10 protein-coding genes and 1 pseudogene are annotated in these 24075 nt (G+C 42.5%); 7 read left to right on the top strand and 4 right to left on the bottom strand.

Annotated elements, in window-relative coordinates:
• Window positions 1–61 precede the first annotated feature (61 nt).
• The 3 genes from ADA42_RS18170 to ADA42_RS15735 form a co-directional block, all read right to left on the bottom strand.
• Window positions 62–1206, bottom strand: a protein-coding gene (locus ADA42_RS18170) for an IS3-like element ISAba14 family transposase (RefSeq protein ID WP_100833519.1) whose coding sequence is annotated in 2 segments (ribosomal slippage) — window positions 62–942 and window positions 942–1206 — 1146 coding nt in all. Because the reading frame shifts where the segments join, the coding sequence is not laid out codon by codon here.
• A 54-nt stretch (window positions 1207–1260) separates the two neighbouring features.
• Window positions 1261–2631, bottom strand: a complete 1371-nt coding sequence (locus ADA42_RS15730) for an aldehyde dehydrogenase family protein (protein ID WP_241485709.1) — start codon at window positions 2629–2631, stop codon at window positions 1261–1263.
• Window positions 2632–2645: 14 nt separating this feature from the next.
• Window positions 2646–3524: an NAD(P)-dependent oxidoreductase gene (locus ADA42_RS15735; RefSeq protein ID WP_048766154.1), complete on the bottom strand. Its 879-nt coding sequence runs from the start codon at window positions 3522–3524 to the stop codon at window positions 2646–2648.
• Between the two features lie 253 nt (window positions 3525–3777).
• On the opposite strand from ADA42_RS15735, the gene ADA42_RS15740 reads away from it, so the two are divergent.
• Complete coding sequence (locus ADA42_RS15740) at window positions 3778–4686, top strand: LysR family transcriptional regulator (RefSeq protein ID WP_004935703.1); 909 nt, start codon at window positions 3778–3780, stop codon at window positions 4684–4686.
• Between the two features lie 31 nt (window positions 4687–4717).
• Here the strand turns inward: ADA42_RS15740 and ADA42_RS15745 are convergent, their stop codons facing one another.
• Window positions 4718–5608, bottom strand: coding sequence for a LysR family transcriptional regulator (locus tag ADA42_RS15745; protein WP_048766157.1), 891 nt, complete (start codon window positions 5606–5608; stop codon window positions 4718–4720).
• Between the two features lie 181 nt (window positions 5609–5789).
• Here ADA42_RS15745 and ADA42_RS15750 point away from each other — a divergent pair, with 181 nt between their 5' ends.
• The 6 genes and pseudogenes from ADA42_RS15750 to ADA42_RS15775 all read left to right on the top strand — a co-directional run bounded on the left by ADA42_RS15750 (window position 5790) and on the right by ADA42_RS15775 (window position 23961).
• A complete protein-coding gene (locus tag ADA42_RS15750; protein ID WP_048766158.1) occupies window positions 5790–6734 on the top strand; it encodes a dihydrodipicolinate synthase family protein in 945 nt (314 codons plus the stop codon).
• Between the two features lie 170 nt (window positions 6735–6904).
• Window positions 6905–8290, top strand: a complete 1386-nt coding sequence (locus ADA42_RS15755) for an MFS transporter (protein WP_004935711.1) — start codon at window positions 6905–6907, stop codon at window positions 8288–8290.
• 80 nt (window positions 8291–8370) lie between these two features.
• Window positions 8371–9717 (top strand): OprD family outer membrane porin, encoded by a 1347-nt coding sequence (locus ADA42_RS15760; protein WP_048766160.1) that lies wholly within the window; start codon window positions 8371–8373, stop codon window positions 9715–9717.
• 202 nt (window positions 9718–9919) lie between these two features.
• Window positions 9920–11686: a ShlB/FhaC/HecB family hemolysin secretion/activation protein gene (locus tag ADA42_RS15765; RefSeq protein ID WP_048766161.1), complete on the top strand. Its 1767-nt coding sequence runs from the start codon at window positions 9920–9922 to the stop codon at window positions 11684–11686.
• A 72-nt stretch (window positions 11687–11758) separates the two neighbouring features.
• Window positions 11759–22726 (top strand): annotated as a pseudogene (locus ADA42_RS15770) (hemagglutinin repeat-containing protein); the annotation flags it as partial.
• Between the two features lie 872 nt (window positions 22727–23598).
• Window positions 23599–23961, top strand: coding sequence for a hypothetical protein (locus ADA42_RS15775; protein ID WP_048766164.1), 363 nt, complete (start codon window positions 23599–23601; stop codon window positions 23959–23961).
• Window positions 23962–24075 lie beyond the last annotated feature (114 nt).

The raw sequence follows: 24075 nt of genomic DNA on the forward strand, positions 1-24075 counted from the left end.
AGAGGTGGTCCCACATGTTTGAACAACTAAAAGCGTATTTATAAGTGATATTCCGCTCTAGTTAAGCCACCTTGTTTTGTTGGGGTAGCTGATCATAGTAAAACTCATTTGGTGTCATTTTGTCTAGACTCGAATGAGGTCGTTTCAGATTATAAAACTCAAAATATGCACTCAATTGCTTTTTCGCATCTGTGACACTGCTATAAGCTTTGAGATACACCTCTTCATATTTAACGCTCCGCCATAATCGTTCAACCATCACATTATCAACCCATCGACCTTTACCATCCATACTGATTTGAATGCCATTTGATTTCAATACATCAATAAATGCATCACTGGTAAACTGACTGCCTTGGTCTGTATTAAATATTTCAGGTCGACCATATTTTTCAATAGCTTCATTTAATGTTTCTATGCAAAATGTAACCTCCATACTAATCGATACTCTATGCGCTAGTACCTTGCGGCTATGCCAATCAATCACAGCACATAAATAAACAAAGCCTTTTGCCATAGGGATATACGTTATATCCGTAGACCACACTTGATTACTGCGCTGAATAGCCAATCCTTTGAGCAGATATGGATATTTGCGGTGAGCTTGATTAGCCTGGCTTAAATTTGGTTTGCAATATAACGCATTAATGCCCATTTTCTTCATTAAAGTACGTGTATGACGTCGTCCTATATGATGTCCTTGACGATTCAACAAATCACGCATCATACGGCTACCTGCAAAAGGGTATTGCATATGTAACTCATCCATACACCGCATCAGCTTCAGATCTGATGCACTCACAGGTTTTGGGCGATAGTAATAACAACCACGGGAGACTTTCAGCAGCTGAGCTTGCTTAGATACTGAAATCTGAAGTGAGTCATCGATTAACTTTTGTGGTTGAAGCGGCCCAGTTTCTTCAACACACCTTCTAAAAAATCAATTTCTAATGCCTGCTCACCGATTTTTGCATGTAGTTTTTTTAGATCGATGGGTGGTTCTGTTGGAGCTTTTGATTGATCGAAAGCTTGCGAGGAAGCTGAAATCAGTTGATTTTTCCAGTCGATAATTTGGTTTTGATGAACATCAAATTCAGCACTCAATTCAGCAAGTGTTTTTTCTGCTTTAATCGCAGCAAGTGCTACCTTAGCTTTAAAATCATTTGAATGATTTCTTCTTGGTCTACGTGCCATAAAATACTCCATATATTGATGTTTATAACATCATTTGGGGAGCAAAATATCACTTATAAGTGTTGTTCAAATTTCCTGATCCACCTCTGTTTTATAGCCATTAATCCAGAATGTACCCGCATTGATTTGCGCTGCTACACGATGTGCGCGTGCCACATTATTGGTCCAGACTGCACCTGCCAAACCGAAACGACTGTCATTGGCAATGCGGATAGCATCTTCTTCATCTTTAAATGGAATAGCAATGACCACTGGACCAAAGATTTCTTCACGCGCGACATACATGTCATTATGGCCTTTAAGCACCGTTGGGTTGATATAGAAGCCATCTGTCTTAGGCACTGAAATCACATCGCCCACTACTTCTGCACCTTCTTGTGCTGCCTTTTCTAGCATATTACAAACATGGGTATATTGTTTGATATTGTTGATTGGGCCCACTTCTGTATCTTCACTTTCAGGATGACCAACACGAATTTTTTGAGCAGCCTTGGCAACATCAGATACAAATTTTTCGTAAATACTTTCTTGGACCAAAAGACGTGACCCAGATACACAGCTCTGACCTGCGCCACCAAAAATTGCGGAGATTGCACCTTTGACGGCATGATCCCAATGGGTATCTTCAAAGACAATATTGGCAGATTTTCCACCTAACTCTAAGACACAAGGTAAACAACGTTTTGCTGCTGCCATCGCAATATGACTACCCGTTGCAGGTGAACCGACAAAACAAATTTTTCGAATATCTGCTTTGGCAATCAGTTCTTGGCCAATTGTGTGGCCATAACCCAAAATAACATTGACCAGACCTTTAGGTGCACCTGCACGCTCAATTAAAATACCGACGACCAGCGAACTAATCGGGGTTAATTCGGATGGTTTTAAAATGACGGCATTGCCTGCAGCAAGGGCAGGAGCAACCTGCCAGCCACACGTATTCATGGGGGCATTCCACGGGGTAATCTGCATGATGGTACCCATGGCTTCATAACGCACATAGTTCAAATGGCTGGTCGGTACCGGAATAACTTCACCATGAAATTTATCCACCCAACCTGCATAGTATTCAAACATTTCTGCCACACGAACCACATCACCGCGTGCGTCGTTGTAAGGTTTATTTGAGGTGACACATTCAATGTGTGTTAAACCATCAATTTCTTTTCTAATCTCGGCACCTATCATGTACATGATTCGACCACGGTCTTTAGCAGTCAGTTTCCACCATTGTTTTTGTGCCTGTTTTGCCGCATCACTTGCTAAGGCAACAATCGACGCATCTGCATCTGGATAGCTAAACGTAACCTGATTGTCATGTGCTGAATGCATTTCAATGAGTTCGCCTTTTCCAATGACGAGTTCACCATTAATCCAGCTTCCGAGTTGTTCTGTACCTAAGTAAGACTTGATAATATTTTTTAATTCTTGAAACATGATGTTCTTTGTCCTTATCCAAAAAATTCGAGATCGGTATGTTTTACAATCGCTGTAAAATCATCTGTGTCGGAGAGCTGTGGCTTACTGCCTTCACGCCACAAAGCCACAATTTTTTTAGATACAGGTAAGTCGAGTTCAAGCGCATCAGCCATATCTTGGGCCAGTCCTACATCTTTGCGCATGAGCCCCATACTAAATCCAGAGTTATAGGCTTTATTGAGTACCCACTGTGGAAACATGGCTTGGCTTGCTGCGCTTCGGCCTGAACCTGCATTAATGCCCGCTAACAGTTTTTCTGGGTCTATTCCGCAATGAACAGCAAGACTCATGGCCTCTGCGGTGGTAATTAAATGTGCTGCTGCCAAAAGGTTATTGGCAATTTTGGTAATATTTCCTGCGCCAACTCCACCCACATGCACTTGTGTTGTACTCATTGCTTCTAACACAGGTTTAATTTTATGCATGACGTCATCTTCTGCACCAATCACCATACTCATCGTGCCAGTTGCAGCACCTTTTGGCCCACCAGATACAGGTGTATCAGCAAAATACATTTGTTTTTCTGCAAGCGCTGCGGCAACTTTGCGACTCGTTTCTGGTGTCGAGGTGGTTGTATCGACGATAATTAAGCCAGCGTGACCCCGTGTTAGTACACCGTTTTCACCGAAAATAACTGCTTCAACATGTTCAGCTTTGGGTAATGAAATAATTAGAATCTCAATATTATCCAAAAGTTCTTTTAAATTTTTTACTGGCTGTACACCATGCTTTTGCGCTTCGATAATTGCTTGTGTTGATAAGTCAAATCCGTAAACCTCAAAATCTTTTGAAACGAGTGTGGCGGCCATACCCGCTCCCATATTACCTAACCCTAATACACCTACTTTCATATTTGATACTCGTAACGCTCAATGCGCTAAAGATGATTTAAATCAAGATCTGTGCAAAGCCAAAGCGTATTTAGAAGCGTTTGAGATGTTGACCAAGTCACGATTGGTTTGGTCTGTTTAAGCTTTTATAACGGTCAAATATGCTTTACAAGATTTATGAATACGAGTATAGATATCAGACAAATTGGTTATCAATAACAACGATTCTTAAAGTTTGTTGCTTTTAGCGCAACACACAAGTTAGGTTAAAAGAATGAGCTATGTGCACGAAAACCGTATTAAATTTTTCTTTGAAGCGGTGAATAAAGGGAGTGTCCGAGCTGCTGCGGATGCGCTGGATGTTGCACCTTCTGCGGTGAGTCGACAGATCAGCCAACTTGAGCAAGAACTTGCGGTGACATTAATTGAACGACATCGACGTGGGATTAAAGCCACTGAAGCTGGCGAAGAAGTTCTCAAATATTACAAAGCCTACTTAATTCAGCAGGAATTGCTATTAGAAAATCTTCAATCTTTACAGGGATTGCAAAAGGGACACATCTTTATTGCAATGGGTGAAGGATATATTGACGATGTTGCGGGCTTACTCAGTGAGTTTTCTTCACAATTTCCCGAGATTAAGTTGCATTTATCGATTTGTAGCAGTAACGAGGTGATTCGAAAAGTAACGGAAGATGAGGCACATCTAGGATTGGTGTTTAATCCGGCAAGAGATCCCAAAATTCGTAGTCACTTAGCAATGGATCATCCGTTGTCTATTATTCTTCATAAAGAGCATCCGCTTGCACAAATAAGTCCAATTGAATTGAGTCAACTGAATCAATATCGACTTGCCTTAACGGATGTTTCACACGGAATTCGACAAATTATTTCTCAGGTGGAAAATCTCACAGGGGTCGTGTTAACCCCAACTTTGGAGTGCAACAATCTATCTACTTTAAAAGCTTATGCGATAAATGGCGGAATTACCCTTTTACCGAAATTCACCATTGAACATCATGCACATTTATATCCTGATCTCATCGCACTTCCATTGCACCATCCGACATTTGCGCAAACAAAATCGCATATTATTACTCGATTAGGCAGGCAATTGGGCAACGCTGCTAATACGCTGTTGCACATGTTAGTTTATGAAATGAAAAAGCGTGATCACGATTAAACTACTCGAACTTCAAAAGCTTAAGGCAAACTTACAGAAGATCTGCGATACGCTTGATCTCCTCCATCACCGCTTTACAGGCAGGTGTAAGATAACCATGCTTTGAAACCGATAGCGAAATATAACGTTTCAACTCAGGATTTACGATTTTTGCGGCGTTCACTGCCGTATATTGACATGCCTTGATTAATGCTTGAGGGCCCAACAAGCTATAAAGCCCATTTTCAGCAACCAGATGTGTCTGTAGGCTAATTGAATCTGCTTCAAATACAATATTTAGATTTAGCCCGTGTTCATAAGCCATATGATCAAGAAAATTACGCCAGTTACTTGGCCGGCAAAAGGTAACCAGAGGAAGGTGCTCAATGGCTTTAAACTCGATCTCTTTGGCTTGGGTGAGAGGGTCATTTGCGCAACTGACCAGATAGGTATCCGCTTCGGCCAGATAAATATCACCATGTTTAGGGGTTGGACTAAACCGATACAGTAAAGCGAGATCGACATTACCTTCTTCAAGCCATTTTTCCAAATGTACGCCTTGCCCCTCGCGGACCGATAACTTAATACGCGGATATTTTTGCTGAAGTACTTTATAGAGCGTGGTGAGCAATGGGTGCGCGGTAGAGGGTAAGCTGGCAATCCTGACTGTGCCAACAGGCGTATCGGTTGAGTGTAAAATCTCATTATTAAACTGGTCGGTTACATTGATCCATGCATAGATTTTGGGCAATAAATGCTGACCCAAATCGGTCAGTTCGACACCTCGGCCTGTCCGGTTAAATAGCCGGCCTCCACATACGGCTTCAAGTTCATTGATTTGTCGGCTGATTTGCGGCTGATTGGTATTTTGTAGCGTTGCGACTTTACTTAAGCTTCCTAATTCAACTGCATCTAAAAAGGTTTTCCATAACGCGTAATTCATCGATCAATCCTGAATCGTTTTAAAAAAGGTATACAAAAACAGTATAACTGAAATGTAAGAAATGGTAATTCCTCTATATCTGAACTCTTTCTATACTCCATTTATGTTCTCTGAAATCAAAAATGAGCCTTGCTTAAGGGCGAATGAGAATGATAAATCACATAGTATAGGAAGTACGATTATGAGCTTAGATTTACGTGGACTTACCCCAGCACCAGTAACACCATTCACACGCGATGGTGCGGTAGATCACGACGCGATTCAGCGCTTAGGTTCTTGGTTAGGTAGTATCGATGGCGTAAAAGGCCTAGTGGTTTTAGGCCACGCAGGTGAAGGTACATTTCTTTCACAAAAAGAGCAGATGCAGGTGATTGAAAGCTTTGTCAAATCTGTCGATGATCGAATTCCTGTAATTGCAGGGATCACGCTTGAAGGTACGTCTGTTGCGGCAGAAGAAGCAAAGCGTGCAGTCAGTGCAGGTGCATCGGCAGGACTCATTTACCCTTCGCATGGCTGGCTACGTTTTGGATATCAAAAAGGTGCTCCACAAGATCGTTACAAAGCAATTTATGAAGAGAGTGGTTTACCTTCAATTTTATTTCAATATCCAGATGCCACTAAAGCCACTTATGATTTAGATACCTTACTCGATATTTCTGCACAGCCTGGCGTATTTGCCATGAAAAATGGTGTGCGAAACATGCGTCGTTGGGATGTCGAAATTCCGATTATTCGCCGTGAGCGTCCTGATTTACAGGTATTGACCTGCCACGATGAATATCTTTTACATACCATGTTTGATGTGGATGGTGCTTTGGTCGGCTATGGCAATATTGCTCCAGAGCTATTGATTGAAATGATCAAGGCAGGCAAAGCCAAAGATTACGAGAAAGCACGAGCATTGCACGATCAACTGCTTCCTGTCACACGTAATGTTTACCACCGCGGATCGCATATGGAAGGCACCGTCGCTCTCAAACATGCTTTGGTTGCACGCGGGATTCTAGATCATGCAACTGTTCGTTCGCCTTTACTTCCACTGGCAGAAGGGGCAGAGCAGGAGATTCATGAAGCGATGCGCCAAGCTGGCATTGGAAAGGTCAATCTCGCTCAAGCCATCGCTTGAAGAAAAAAGGCTAGCCTATGCGCTAGCCTTTTTTTAGGTTACTCTGCCTGAGGCAAAAATCGGGCATGTCATTTAAAAATAACAAGAAAATATGCGTGCGATTTTTAGTCAAACGGTTTAGGTATAAAACAACAAAACTACGAGGAATGTAGTTGATAAGGAGAACGGAGATGACCAATCTAGCGGATGTAGAATCAATTCGTCATCATCAACAAAATGCACACATCATTGCACGATTAGAGCGACTACCCGTCACTAAACGATTGCAATTCATGCGAATCACCATTGGAATAGCCACTTTTTTTGATGCCTATACCGTACTTGCAATTGCCTTTGCTTTACCCCAGCTGATTACAGAATGGCATTTAACTCCAGCCTACGTGGGTGCCATCATTGCAGCGGGTTATGTTGGCCAACTCATAGGTGCCATTTTTTTTGGTTCTTTGGCTGAAAAAGTAGGGCGGCTACGGGTCTTGTTTTTTACCATCATGTTGTTTGTGATGATGGATATTGCATGTTTATTTGCATGGAGCGGATTATCGTTACTGGTTTTTAGGTTTTTACAAGGTGTAGGTACAGGTGGTGAGGTTCCTGTCGCGAGTGCATATATCAATGAGTTTATTGGAGCAGAAAAACGTGGCAAGTTTTTCTTGCTTTATGAAGTGCTCTTCCCGATGGGACTGATGTTTGCAGGAATGGCTGCATATTTTCTGATGCCGATTTATGGTTGGAAAGTCATGTTTATTGTCGGACTGGTTCCATCTTTACTGGTTATTCCATTACGTTTTTTCTTACCTGAATCACCACGCTGGCTCGCCTCGAAGGGACGTTTTACTGAAGCCGATAAGGTTGTGAAAATTTTCGAACAGGGGGCGTTAAAACAAGGTAAGGCACTTCCTGAACCTGTCGTGAAAGACATCAATCCACAGGCAATGGCGAAAACCAACTGGCGTGAGCTATTTCAGGGAATCTACCGTAAACGTACCTTCACTTTGTGGGGAATGTGGTTTTGCGTATATATGGTGAATAACGCTATGGTGACCTGGTTACCTTCACTGTATAAACAGCATTTTGGCTTACCATTGCAGACCAGCCTTGGTTATGGCTGGATTACCTCGGGAGTCGGGGTGATTGCTTCGATCATTTGTGCGCTCATGATTGATAAAGTGGGCCGCCGCCCTTGGTATAGTGCTGCTTTCTTTTTGGCAATTATTCCTTTAATGAGCCTGTCTGTGCTTGGCGCAACATCTGCGATACAGGTTGTCGTACTCGCTACGCTCAGTTATGCAATTTTACAAACCATCTCATTTTCTCTATATCTCTATGCTGCTGAGCTGTATCCGACACGTTTACGTGCGATGGGAATCGGCTTTAGTACCGCTTGGTTACGTGCAGGATCTGCAATTGGGCCAGTAATTGTTGGATTAATTGTTGGAGGCTATGGCATTCAGTATGTATTTAGCGTACTGGCAATCGTGGCACTAATTGGTGGATTGGTGACGTTCTGGTTTGCCATCGAAACCAAGGGCCAAGTCTTAGAGAAACTCTCTCCTTAACTTTATATGACATATCTAAAAATTGCCTAGCTGAAAGGTTAGGCAGTGTTTTTATTCATGCTTAAAAAAGGATATTTAAAATGAATAAGGGCTTATTATTAAGCGTATTTGGCTTGGGATACACTGCATTTTGCCATGCAGATATACCTCAGAACTATGGCCAACTCGAACTTAAACTTAATACCCGTTACTGGAATGATCAAGGCGTTGCACATCCAACATTACTCAATCCCAACCCGACGACCAGCCGCTATGAGCAAAGTGCGCTAGGGATGGAACTAAATTACCGTTCGGTATATTGGCATGACTGGTTGGGAATAGATGGTTCTGTATATGCGGTATCGAAACTGTTTGATACGGGTAAACCTACGCCGCAGCTGCTTGAAGTTGAAAATAATGGCAAACTGGCACAGAATTTTGCAGTTTTGGGGCAGCTCTATGTTAAAGCCAAATTGGGCGAGGGGAGCGAGATTAAAATCGGTCTTCAGCTGCAAGATTCACTATTATTAAAAAGTACCAATACCCGAACTGTACCCGATACATTTTCAGGCGTTAGTGCTCAATTTAAGCTGAATCCCGAGCTCAATACTTATCTGTCCTACTATGACCGCTGGAAGCCACGTAGTATGGACAGCTTTGAAAAGTTAGTCACAGATAACAACGAACATATTCCTTATGTGGCTTTGATGGGTGCGAAATATCAAACGCAGCAATGGACGCTAAATACCGAATACTTAAAGAGTAAGGATTATTTAGAAAAGTACGGCACAACGATTCAATATAAATTGCCGTTTGCGTCCAGTACATGGTTATTGACAGGCGGTGCATTCTTTTCAAGAGATGATGGAAATTTGTTTAAGTGCGCAGCAGAAGCGGATCTGGATTGTATAAAAGGACAACAGATATCTAATCGTGGGAACGGCTATTTTTTTGATATTAACTGGATGATCAAGCGTTTCGAACTAGGTGCAGCAATCTCAAAATTTGATGGTTTCTGGATTGAAGATAACTTTTCGACGCATTCAGATCGTACAGGGGGACTGACTCAGGATCACGGAACTAATCCTTTTCCGACGTCTTCTGCTATAGGGCCAGATTTTACCAACAATGACGAGACGGCGGTTGCGCTTCGCTTTAGATATAACTGGTCGGATGTGATTCAGGGCCTCAAGACTGAATTTAAATACGCTTATGGATTTGGTGCGCACCAGAGCAACATCAGCAGCGAGATTGAAGGTCAGGAACGTTATTACGATATTGGCTTTAGCTACAGTGTACCTTGGATAAAGAATCTGGATTTTCGTTATTCATATCTGCATTATGATTCCAAATTTGAGCATGCTGCGTTAGGCGAAAAAATTAATGGAATGACCCGAAAAGATTGGGATCAGCATCGCTTACTGATCAATTATCGTTATACATTTTAATGCGCCATTAAACTGTAAATGAAAATTTGGAAATAATAAGTATCTAAAAAAGTGAAACAATGACAACCAGTCCCAAATTCATCATTTGGGTCTTTTATTATTTTTTTTTAAATCATAAAGACAAATCTGTCTAAAAAATATTTACAAAAATGTAAAGCTTGCTATTATTTTGTTAACTGGTTCTCACTTTTATTTTACAATAATGAAAAATATGAATGCTCAGCTTCAAATATCTTTAAAAAAAACAGTATTGGCCTTAGCTTTAACGGGTACGTATAGCGCAGCAATGGCTGCTGAACCGAATCCGCAGCAGCAGATTGATGCGGCAAACTATCAGATTTTGCAGCAACAGCGTGATGAGGCCTTACAAAAACAGATTCAGCCGTCGGTCAACGTTAATTTGGGGCAAAACGCTCCTGCGCTCACGGCGAATCAACGTCAGTTCCTACAATCAAATTCTGAAACGCCGTGCTTTGCCATTCAGTCGATTCTGCTTGAGGGGGATGGTGCTCAGCAATTTCAGTACACGCTTAAAGACGTGACGCATGGGCAAAATAATGTCATCGGCAGATGCCTTGGTGTACAAGGCTTAAATCAAGTGTTGAATCTGGTGCAAAACCGGATCATTGCAGATGGCTATGTTACGACACGGGTTTTATTGCCTGCACAAAATATTGCCTCAGGTCAGCTTCGTATGGTGGTGATCCCTGGGCGAATCGATCAGGTCAAGTTTGCTCAAGGCACCTCGGCACGTGCGCATAAAATCAATGCGCTTCCGATTAAATCCGGTGATGTGCTCAATATACGTGATCTAGAACAAGGCCTAGAAAACTTTAAACGTGTACCAACAGTTGAAGCAGATTTTAAAATTCAACCTGCCGAAAATAACGATACACCGGGTTATAGCGATGTCATGCTTGCATGGCAGCAATCGAAACCTTACCGCATCAATTTAAGCCTTGATGACTCAGGCGCTAAATCAACTGGACGTTATCTGGGAACGGCCACCGTATCGCTCGATCATTTACTGACACTCAATGACTTATTTTATGTCAGTTACAACCATGATTTGGGGGGAGGTTCTGGAAAACATGGCAGCGATGGGGTGTATATGAGTTACACCATCCCGTTCGATTATTGGTTGCTCACCAGTAGCTACAGCAAATCGGATTATAACCAGACCGTAGCAGGTGCGAGCCAGAGCTATCAATATAGCGGCGAAAGTGAATTGGTGGGTGTCGATCTCTCTCGTGTGATCTATCGGGATGCGCACAGAAAAACCTCACTCGGGGTGGGAGGCTGGTCGCGTCAGTCTCGAAATTATGTTGAAGATGTTGAAGTTGAAGTGCAACGCCGAAAAACCGCAGGCTGGAAAGCCATGCTGGATCATGTTGAATATTTCTCTAATGCGACTTTAGCAACCAATCTGACCTATAAACGAGGCACAGGCTGGCTGGGAGCCATGCGTGCACCCGAAGAAGCATTTGATGAAGCATATACCCGTGTAGGAATTTTACAGGCCAATGCCAGCTTGCAAGTACCATTTAAAGTGGGCGCGCAGAATCTGCAATATACCGCCGAATGGCGTATGCAACGAAGTAACAAACCTTTAACCCCACAAGACCGTTTCTCGATTGGTAACCGTTATACCGTACGTGGCTTTGATGGCGAACAAACCCTACTGGCCGATAACGGCTTTTTGGTGAGAAATGAATTGAGCGGTTCGATTTTAAGTCAACCGCATTACTGGTATGCCGGTATTGACTACGGTGAAGTGGGTGGACGCACAGCGTATCAGCCGAATCCATTGCCAGGTACAAGCTTGCTGGGCAGTGTCGTGGGTTTACGTGGTCAGATCGCGCCACTGCGCATGAGTTACGACGTCTTTGTGGGCGCTCCCTTGAAAAAACCAGATAACTTTAGAACAGACCATTACACCACGGGCTTTAGTGTGAACTGGAGCTATTGAGCATTAGACGATCAAAGCGACCGTCCAATGGTGTGCATGTGTTTTTATAGAAATGAAGATTGAGTAAAACAAATGAATAAGAATTGCTACCGCGTTATTTTTAGTCAGGCCCGTGGTCTATTTATTGCCGTGGCCGAAATTGTCAAAAGTCAAACCAAACAGGCTGGGCAAACTTCCGCCTCAACGTCGGCAGATACGGTGGCAGTCACGGTTTCGCCGATTCATTATAAAAAACTCAATCCGCTTAACTTTGCCGTGATCGGGTGTTTGGGCGCTTTAGTGATCAGCCTACCCATGAGTACGGTGGCAGATACGCAAATTATTGCCGATAAAGGCGCACCGACGTCGCAGCAAGCTACCATCTTAAACAGTGCCAATGGTACCACGCAGGTGAATATCCAGACGCCGAGTGCCGGTGGTGTGTCACGCAATACTTATACTCAGTTTGATGTAGGGCAAGAAGGCGCCATTTTAAATAACTCACGAAATAACACCCAAACTCAAATCGGTGGCTGGGTACAGGGCAATCCTTGGCTTGCAAAAGGTGAAGCAAAAGTCATTTTAAATGAAGTCAACTCGAGTAATCCGAGTCAACTCAAAGGCTATATCGAAGTTGCCGGAAAACAGGCGCAAGTGGTCATTGCCAATCCGTCTGGTTTGGTCTGTGATGGCTGTGGTGTGATTAATGCAGATCGTTTTACCCTGACCACAGGGCAGGCGGTGATGAATCAGGGTTATCTGGAATCGTTCCGTGTTCGCGAGGGGCAAGTGACGATTGACGGTAAAGGTTTAAATGGAAGTCTAACCCCGTTTACCGATATCTATACACGTGCTTTAAAAGTCAATGCAGGCCTATATGCCAATGAGCTGAACACGGTGTTAGGTCAAAATGATATTCAAGTCAAAGACCAAGTAGCGCCTCAAATTACTGCAACGACGGGTGCTACAAGTGCACCGATATCCAACTTTGCTTTAGATGTAGGCCAATTGGGCGGAATGTATGCTGGGAAAATCTTTCTGGTGGGAACCGAGCAAGGCTTGGGTGTACGTAACGCCGGCACGATCAATAGCACTCAAGGTATGCTGAGCCTCAATGCCAACGGGGATTTGGTCAACACAGGCAATGTGATTGCGAATAAAGATCAGGTACAGCTGAAAGCTCAAAATGTTCAAAATACGGGTAACGTGAGTAGTGCCACATCACAAATTTCTGTTGAGAGTCAAAATCTAGACAATACAGGTTTAATCAGTAGTGCCGATGAGTTGCATCTGAATCAACAGAATCGTTTAAATAATAGCGGCACATTGAACGCTGCTCGCGTTGTGATAGATGCGACCAGTTTAAAAAATAGTGGATCTATCGAACAAACAGGTATGCAAGGGCTGGATTTGAAGTCAGGTTCAATGACCAACCTTGGCGGTAAAATCGGCATTGCTAAGAACACGACAGGCAGCGGTACGGGCGGCTCGACAGGTGGAACAGGATCAGAGACCGCTCCATCAAATCCTGCACAAGATGGGGGAAGCTTGCAGGTTGCTACCCCAGTAAACACTACGCCAAAAACGTATGACCAAGGTTATATTCATGTTAAAGACCAACTGAATAATGATCAAGGAACCATCATTGCCAATGGCGGTGTAGATGTCGAGAGCCAAAATGGGTTAGATAACCAAGGCGGTCAGCTCAATTTGGGTCATGTGAAAATACAGGGCGAGCGCTTTAACAATGATCAGGGGCAATTGACCGTTAAGCAGGCAGAGATTCAGACCAGTAGTTTTAGTAATCAGCAAGGATTACTACAATCACTCACATCTTTAGATGTAAATAGCCAGTCGATTGATAATCAGGGCGGTAAAATGAATGCCTTAAATAATATTCGTCTGATCTCAAGTGGAAATATTCTCAATCAAGCAGGGCAAATCGCAAGTTCGTCTGAACTTTATTTACAGGGGTTGGGCCTAAATAACAGTGGGGGTGATCTGGAGGCTGGACAATTATTAAAATTGAGTCTTTCAGGTCATTTAAATAACCAGAAAGGAAAAATAGTCACTAACAATAACTTGGATAGTTCACTTGTAGGTTTAGATAACGACCAAGGTGAAATTTCTGCAAAAAATATTACGATTCAAAACCAAGATCAGGCTTTAAATAACGGCGCTGGAACGATTTATGCTGATCAAAGTTTAAAAATTCAAACTGGATCTTTAAATAATGCAGTCAATGGTACGTTATCGAGTCATGAAAATCTGCAAATTGACAGCCAGCAACTTGCCAATCAGGGCTATATTCGTGCTGATCAACAGTTAAAAATTAACAATACCGGTGTTATGACGCAGCAGGGAGGTATTCTTTCTGCCTATGGAAATATTGATTTAGCGAGTCAGCGTCTTGTTGGTGATGAAAAAAGTGTGGTCGCGGTCGGTATCAATGCTCAAGGTGAGCAAGATCCAAATGCTCAAGCCGATTTAAAGATTAAAACAGAACAGTCACTTGAGCATCACGGCAAATTACTGGCAAGCCGTAATATTGATTTAGATGGAGCAAATGTAGATGTATCGCAAGGCTCGGCAGCAGCTCAAAATATTACGATTACAGCGCGTGATGGAGATATAAATAACCAGTCGGGTGTATTGCAGGCTGATGCTATTCAATTCATTGCAGTACAAAACGAGCAAAGTTTAATTAACCAAAGCGGTCAGATTCTTGCGAAAAAACTGAATCTGAACATTGGGAAAGACATTAATAACCAACAGGGTTTGATTCAGCACACCGCAACAGATGACCTGAATTTAACTGTTCAGGGAATTATTAATAACCAGCAAGGCCGTATTCTCACCAATGCAAATCAGTTCAATATTCAATCACAGGGACTCAATAGTGACTCTGGTGTGATTTTGCATTCTGGCCAAGCCGGCTTAACTATGGATATACAAAATATTCAGGCGCAAAAGGCTGAATTGAGAACGAACGGCGCACTCAAACTTACGACCAATCAAGCACGATTAGATCAATCAAAAGTGTCTGCTACTCAAGCCAATATTCAAGCCAACCAATTGACTGACCGTAATGGTGAAATGCTGTTGAGTGCTGCAAATGGCCAAAGCTCAATTCGTGTAAATAGTGACTATCAACATCAAGGCAGTGTATTACAAAGTCATCATAACTTAGACATTCAAGCAGGTTCGCTGAATAACCAAGACGGGACCATTCTGGTCACTCAAAATGATTCATCTTCACAACCTGTTCAGCTCAATATTGTCGGCCAAAACGATATTCAAAATGATCTGGGTAATATTGTGAGTGAAGGCCAGCTTACACTAAAAGCTGGAAAGGAACTAAGCAACCAACAGGGTAGTATCGTTAGTTCGAATACGCTTGAGCTTAAAACAGATCAGTTAATTAATAACCAGTCAGGGCAGATACAAGCGAAGGAGATTAAGCTCTCTGCATCAAACTTAGATAATCGTTCAGGAGTCATTGCGGCTAAAACGGGTGATGTATCACTCAATATTAGTAATGAACTCAATAATGGTCGTGTTGAACAAGCTAAGTCGGCTGGTATTATTCAGGCAGCACGAAATATAGATGTGCAGACTGGGCGATTAGACAATAGTGGTCTGATTTACGCTGGCCAAAATCAACAACTCAAAGTTGCTCAAAATCTTAACAATGCTGGACAGGTCGCTGCTCAAAATAACTTAAATATACAGACGGCTACACTGACCCAGACTTCTGCAGGGAGCATGATTGCTGGTTTAACATCAGAGGGTGCATTAGCAAATCAGGGTAATCTTGGCATTGATGCTACAGGTGCTATAAATGCGCAGGGGCAACTCATCGCGGGCGGTGATTTGAAGAGTCAGGCCGCGAGCCATGTGTTAAATCAAAGCCTTGTTCAAGCAAAAAATATTTCGCTTAGCAGTAAATCTGGTCAGTTGAGCGCTCAACACAGTTCGATTCAGGCCGCAGAGCAACTTAATTTAACCACTCCTGATACGCTAGATACCCAACACGCCAACTTAAAGGCAAATAAAGTTCAAATTAATGCTAAAGACTTAAATAACCAGTCAGGACATATCCAGCAAACAGGTTTAGATGATACTCAAATTTCGTTGACAGGTGATTTAAATAATCAAAACGGGCAAATTGACAGTCTAGGCCAAAAACTACAGATCAATGCCAATCATTTAAATAACCAGAATGGTCTGATCCAGTCTGGCACAGCAGACAGCCAACTAATACTCGCAATTGCCAATACGCTCAATAATAATCAGGGCAATATCAAAACTGCTGGTCGTTTGCAAACCAATAGTTCCGAGTTAAACAATGACGCTGGAACGCTACTTAGCTTCAATGGCTTTAACATCAATACACAGCAGCTTAGCAATCAAGCGGGTCAAATTGTTGAGGCTGGAACACCAGACAATGTTGTTAACCAATTCATTGTTAAAAATCTTCTAAATAATAGTAATGGCAAGATTCAGACCAATCATAATCTTGAAATTCAGGCTGGTGCGTTAAAAAACAGTGCGGGCAGTATTGTCACCGCAGGTACAGCAGGTCTTAATCTCAATACAGCCTCACAACTCGATAACCAGTCTGGAAATATTCATTCGAGTGGTGATCTCAATCTAAATGCACAAAACATTTTGAATGATCAGGGACAAATTCTTGCTGCAAAACATGCTCAGCTAAATAGCCAAAACACCTTAAGTAACCAAGCGGGATTAATCGCAGCACAACAACAATTAATGATTCAAAGTGCCGCCTTAAATAACCAAGCGGGTCAAATTGGGTCGGTCGATGCGGGCATAACGATCCAGACGACTCAGCAAGCACTGAATAATCAAAGTGGTAAGATTCAGGCGAATCAAGCGATTAAACTCGATGTACAGGGGCTTGATAATAGCCAGCAAGGCTTGATTAGTAGTACTAAAGGTGACCAAAGCAACATTCAGATTGATACTCACCAGCAGAGCCTGAATAACCAAAATGGGCAGATGAACAGCGGGAATACCTTACAGATTAGTACCGATAGTCTGAACAATCAGCAAGGTCTCATCACTGCACAGGGTGATCTTGGTATAAACGCCGTGCAACTCATTGATAACCGTAAAACTAATTCAAATTCCACCCAGACAGCGTTGGCTCAAGGTATTCAATCTTTAGGGCAAGTCTTATTACAAACTTCAGAATTAAATAATGAACAAGGTCAGGTTATTGCTGGTAATGGATTAACCATTCAAGCGCCTCAGGTGAATAACAGTAATGCGGGCTTATTCGCCAGTGGACAAAACTTACTGATCGATAGTGTTGGACAAGCAGGTACGATTAATAATCAGAAAGGCAAAATCAGTGCGAATCAAAACATTAGCCTCAATACAGGCCTGATGGGTGGAAGCCAACTCGATAATAGTCAGCAGGGCCTGATTAGTGCAGCAAAGCAAGTCAAAATTGCGAGTCAAAATATTGATAATTCAGACAATGACCAGAGTTACGGTATTCAGGCAGGACAAGTAGAAATAGCTGCAAGTAGTTTAAATAATAGTGCTGGGCGCATCTCTGCTGAGCAGCAACTGAATTTAAATATTTCGGATAATTTAAATAATACCAAAGGCTTAATTAGTAGTCTTGATCAATTAACAATACAAGGTCAGCAAGACAATAACCGTCTTATTGTAAACAATCAGCAAGGGATGATTATTGCAGGTGAAGAAGGCTCATCAACTGCAGGTTTAAATATTCTAGCCAAAGGTTTAACAGGCGACGGTAAGGTCTTAAGTCAGGGACAGCTCAATCTTCAGCTCAATGATGATTATGTACAAGATGCTCAAGGTCAGTTGCAGGCACAGGGAAATTTAAACCTGCGCTCTAAAGGTAAAGTGAGCAACCATGGCGCGATCAAAAGTAACGGACAATTATCTATTTCAGCAAATACAATTGAAAACGCTGTAGATGGCAGTTTGGAAAGCCAGCAAACTCAACTTAAAGCTGTAGGCGTACTCAATAACTATGGACTCATTAATGGTGCAAATACATATGTTCAGGCAGGCCAACTCAATAATATTGCCGGACGTATTTATGGTGACCATATTGCAATTCAGGCGAATACTTTAAATAACCAAAGCCTCAATGGTTTAGCGCCAGTCATTGCCTCAAGAGGTGATCTGGATCTGGGGGTACAGGTTTTAAACAATCTGGAAAATAACCTTAATCATCAAAGTGGGTCGCAAATTATTGCCATGGGAGACTTGCGTATAGGAGGTTCGCTTGACTCTCAGTGGCATGCGCAAGGAACTGCGCAGCAAGTCAATAACCGAAGTGCTGTAATTAATGCCAATGGCAATATCGACTTGAATGTTGATACGGTGAATAACCAGAATGTCTTTTTTACAACCAAACAACAGCAGACTACAGCGCAACTTGATTACTGGAATATGTATATTTCAGATTCGCGTGCCGGAAGGTACAACCCTGGTTATCAGTTCTTAATTACGCAGGAAATTTATAGCCAGAATCCAGATCTGTTTAGCAAGTTACAGGCTACAGATCCAACCGTGACACAATACTATAATGCCACGATGGAGGATTATTTAAGCCGTCCAGAAGGCCGCTTCTTTATTGTCAGTAACAGTGGAGACAGTTCGGCTGGCAATATGTTTAAAGGTTATGTGGTTTACAACGGACAACTTTACAGTACTGACCACTATGAACATGTGAAAAGTACTCAAACGACCACGACGACGGTAGCTGATGAGTCAGCGCCTGCTGTGATCAGTGCTGGAGGCAATTTAAGTTTCACAGGCACAATCAATAATGACAAAAGCCAAATTATGGTAGGTCAAAAGCTGATTGGAGATGCCAAAGCAATTCACAATGTCGATGCCAAAGGCACCAAAATTACGCATGAAGAAGGAACGGTAACGCCGAGTTCGGGCAGTTATGACGGTAAGGGGCACGATCGTGTCTGGGCTTCTGGTGAGCAGGCTTATAACCCAGCAGATGTGACCAAAGGGGTAGATTTATTTATCTATGAAAATCCGACCACTGCGACACCTGCTAAAGTGCAAGATCAAACCCAGCAAGTCAACAAAGATAATTTGACTGAACAGGCGCTGAGCCAAAACCATAATGCCAATGTGATTGATCAGCAAACTACACAAACGAATCAAACCGCAGCAGTTCAACAAACGACAGCTCAATCTGATCGTATTCAATCAAATGAAGTGAAAACAGGGCAGGCACAGCTTGAAGGCGTAGTCGGGGCAAACACGACCGATTATAAAGCCTTGAGTAGTAGCGCAGTCGATCAAATTCAAAATAATGAGACAAAAGCGACATCTGTTGAGGGGCAAACAGCACAGATTGATGGTAGTGGTTTTGAAATTCGTACCAACAATGCCAACGTTAAAGTTCCAAATAATGCGTTATATAGTAAAAATCCAGACAGCCGTGCTCAGTACCTTGTTGAAACAGATCCAGCGTTTAGTAACTATCGCAACTGGCTATCTTCAGATTATATGTTGAATGCATTAGGGCTTGATCCAGCGCTTCAACAAAAAAGATTAGGTGATGGTTACTATGAACAACGTATAGTACAGGACCAAGTTGCTCAACTCACCGGCTACCGTTTCTTACAAGGATATGCTTCCGATGAGGAACAGTATAAAGCGCTCATGAACAATGGGCTGAGTTATGCAAAACAGTACAACTTACGCCCCGGTATTGCACTCACGCCAGAACAAATGGCGCAGTTAAGCAGTGATATTGTGTGGTTGGTCGAAAAAGAAACTACCCTACCAGATGGTACAAAAACCAAAGCTTTAGTGCCACAGGTGTATGTTAAAGCGCGTGTGGGTGATTTAAAAGGCGATGGCACTTTAATTAGTGCCGATAGTATTCAGCTTAATTTAAGTAAAGATTTGACCAATGCAGGAACCATTGCAGGACGACAAGTTGTTCAAATTAATAGCCAGAATTTAAACAACCTTGCTGGAAACATCCGTGGTGGCGTAGTTAGCCTAGGTACTGAAAAAGATTTAAATAATATTGGTGGTATGATTCAGGCCGATCAAGCCATGAATTTGCAGGTAAAAGGTAACCTGAATATTCAATCCACCACACAGAGCAGCCAAAATGCATTAGGCCAGAGCAACTATAGCTGGACAGGAATAGATCGAATTGCGGGTCTTTACGTCGGTTCAGCACAACAGCAAGCGTTGAACGATCAGCCAAGCTTAGTGATGAACGTTGGGGGTGACACTCGTATATTGGCGGCAAATATCCAAAATAATAGCGGTGGACAAACGATTATTCGTACAGGCGGTGACCTTAAAGTCGGTAGCCTGAATACACAAGTGACCAACAATGTGGTGGGTAGCTCAAAAGCTTATCATTTAGATACACGACAAGTTGAGGTCGGCAGCCAAATTAAGAGCCAAGGCGATTTAAGCTTACAAGGCAATAATATCCAGATTCATGGTTCACAAATCAGTAGTTCAGAAGGCCTAACCGCGTTACAAGCTAAAGAGCAACTCCAGATTGAAGAGGGTCGAAACAAACTTGATCAACAAGATCAGTCAAGCTTTACCAAGAAAGGTAAACTGAGCAGCTCTACGACCAGCGACTTTAGCCATCGTAGTTCAGATATTGCGGTGGGCAGTATTGTTGAAGGCAAAAAAGTGCTATTGGATGCAGGAAATATCAATGTCCGTGGCAGCAATATAGTGTCTGATGAGTTGACCCAGATACAAGCCAAAGAAAATGTGACGATTGAAGGTGCACAAAACCAGTACAACAGTGAAACCAATAGTGTTGTTAAAAAATCAGGTTTTATGTCTACAGGCGGTATTGGTTTTAGTTTAGGTAAAAAGCAAGACACCACTTTATAGACCGGCCAACAACTTACCAATAGTGCCTCTCAGGTGGGCAGCTTAAATGGCGATACCAATATTATTGCAGGTAAGACCTATCAACAAACAGGCAGTACAGTTTCATCGCAAAAAGGTGATGTAAATTTACAGGCACAGCAAATTAATGTAGAAGCGGCCAAAGAACAACAAGACAGCCTATACAAACATGAGATGCAGCAGAAAGGTCTGACCATTGCGGTGAATGTACCCGTAGTGACTGCGGTACAAAGTGCGGTTGAGTCGACCAAGCAAGTGGGTCAGAGCAAGAATGATCGTGTGAATGCAATGGCAGCAGCCAATAGTGCTTTTGATAGCTACAAGGCAGGTCAGACGTTATCAAAATTAAAAGATATCGCCAGCTCAGGAGGCAATCTTGCAAAAGCGGCGAATGTGAGTGCCACGATTACCTACGGAGAACAAAAGAATACCGATCAAACCCAAGTTCAGAGCACTAACGCCAGCGCCAGCCAGATCCATGCAGGTGGTAAAGTGAACCTGAACGCGACAGGCGCAGGGGATCAATCCAATATTAACATTATTGGCTCAGACGTTATCGGGCAACAAGGTACTCAGCTCGTAGCGCAAAACAACGTCAATATTCAAGCAGCGCAACAAACCCGCACAGAAGAAAGTAAAAACCAGAGTAAAGGCTGGAATGTGGGCGTCGCAGCAAGTTACGGGCCACAAGGAGGTGCGGCTGGCGTGACGGCAGGAGGTAATGTTGGCAAGGGTAAAAGTAGTGGCAGCGAAACTAGCTATCTCACCAGCCAAGTAGGAAGCAAAGACAGCCAGACCATCATCCAGAGTGGTAATACCACAAACATCATTGGTGGACAGGTGCAAGGCAAAGGCGTACAAGTCGATGCTAAAGAACTGAATATCGAAAGCCTGCAAAACACAGCCAACTACAACAGCACACAACAAAACATAGAAGGCCAAGTTACGGTCGGTATTGGAACAGGAGTATCTGCTTCAGGAAGTGCGAATAAAACCAATATCAATGCTAACTATGCTTCGGTACATGATCAGGCAGGAATATATGCAGGCGATGACGGCTATCAGATCAATGTGAAAAACAATACCGATTTAAAAGGCGCGATCATCACCTCAAACCCACTTGCGGAAACCTTGAATAAAAACAGCCTCAGCACAGGCACGCTCACCTATACGGATATTCACAACCAGACCGAATACGATGCCAAAGGCCTAGGAGTAAGTGGCGGCGTAAATTTGAAAGGTGGATGGGATGGCAGTGGAAAAAATAAAGAAGGACGACCAAGCAATAGCGTCAACAAATCAGTGGGCTTTGGATTAGACAGTGACAAAGACAGCAGCGTGACCAAGAGTGGTGTTAATACTCAAAATATCACCATAACAGAAAGCATTGCCCAGCAGGCACTCACAGGCAAAACCATAGCGCAATCCAAAGCGGACATATACACCACAACCAGTACCGAAACCGCAAAAGAGAACAGCGGAGCGATTGCGAATAACTTTGACAAGGATAGGGTACAAAAAGAGATCGGCACACAGATCGCAGTGACGAAGCGGTTTGACGAAAATAGACAGGCAGCCAAACAAGAAATTAATACCTTATCGGATACAGCCAAAGAACAATATGAAAAGGGCTATATTACAGAAGCACAATATCAAGCCAAACGGGAAAATTACAAAAACTTAGGCCTGTTAATCGATACAGTGGCCTCAGGCTTATCCGCTCCGACAAGTTCAGGTCTAGGAATAGCAACCGCGACACTCAGCCCAGCGGCAAGTTATAAGATTGGTCAATATTTCAAAGAACAAGCGAGTAAAAATGCAAATGGACAACTGACGAGTGGTCAAGAAGCGGCACATATTTTAGCGCATACGGTACTTGGAGGAGCAGTTGCGGCGGCTGGTGGAAATAATGCGTTGACTGCGGGACTTTCAGCAGGAGGAGCAGAGGCAGCGGCACCAGTACTATCGAGTTTCTTATATGGAAAAGAGGCCAAAGACCTCACGGCAGAGCAGAAATCTACGATCAGTTCTATTGTTGGTTTGGCAGGCACAGCATTGGGCGCTACAACGGGTGATGTCGCAACTACAGTACAAAGTGGGCAGGTTGCGCAAAATGCGGTGGAGAATAATGACTTTTCTATAATTAATAAAGGAATTGAAAAAGCTATCGCTGAAAACAAAAAGGAAAAGGAACTTAACGATAGGATATTGGCAAATTGCAAAAATCAGAGCTGTATTATTCCAGTACCAGAAAAAACGATGAGTGATAATATAGTAAATCTGGTAAATAATCTAACACTCAGACAATTCGTAGCAGTTATAGGTTTACAATATGATCCTGTAACAGGAGAGGAAATAACTCCTAAAGAGAGACAAATAGCGAAAGCTTCAGCGCTAGCCTTAGGATTTTCAAAATCAGTATCAGGCGTTACAAAATTAAGCGATGACGTATTGGTTGCGATTGAGAAGAAATATGGAAATGATGTTACTAAAGTTCTAATGGAGCCTGAGGCAGATTTTGCTGGACGTATTGTTATACGCCCTAGAGCTGGGATTACTCCTTCTGGTACAGCACAGATCGATACTCCTTTAGGAAAACATTTAATCAATGGTGAGGTTGCAGGGCGTAAAAATCAGAAAGTAATTTCAGGTGGACATAATTCTGATAATTTCTATGAAGTCCTTAATATCAGTGGGGGGAAAGTAATTGGTAATCCAACTCAAGTTTCTAAAGGAATTATGGATATTAAATATCAATTACCAAATGGAAGAGTTGAGACAAAAACAGTTTATGATCCGAAAGTATACACTGATAAGCAAATGGCAGTGATGGCAAATGAGGCAGCATCAAAAGCTATCGTAAATTATGGAGTGGATGGTAATAAAATACAGCATGTAATCGTGAATGGGATTACTTTTAGAGTGCCGATTAGCTCATATAAGGGGACTAATTATGTGCCATCAGCATTTCCTATAAATCCTATTTCTAAAGGAACCAAATAATGATAGGTTATATTAATGAAGAGGTCTATTCGTCAGACTTAATGCCTTTACTTTGGTGTTTGGGTTTTGGAATAACAGGAGGGCAAGATCTAGAATATTATTTGAGAGGAACTATAGGTAAAGATCCATTAGAACCTGTAGGTGGTGATCCAGGTTGGAGTTTAGCTCCTGAGTTACAAGAAGATGGTACAACTATTTATTGCGCCTGGGTACATGAAATGATGGGCTTGGAACCAAATGAAGGAGATTATGAAGAAGATATTGTAAAGTTTCATATTAGACAAGGCCTAGAAAATGTTTTGAAAGAGCAGCCCTCAAGAAGAGAAGAGATCGAAAGAATATTTAGAAAATATGATTTGTAAGCAATTACAACATCAATATGAAGCACAATATCAAGCCAAACGCGAAAATTACAAAAACTTAGGCCTGCTGATCGATACAGTGGCCTCAGGCTTATCCGCTCCGACAAGTTCAGG

This window comes from Acinetobacter sp. 243_ASPC, assembly GCF_001054715.1.
Taxonomy (GTDB): domain Bacteria; phylum Pseudomonadota; class Gammaproteobacteria; order Pseudomonadales; family Moraxellaceae; genus Acinetobacter; species Acinetobacter soli.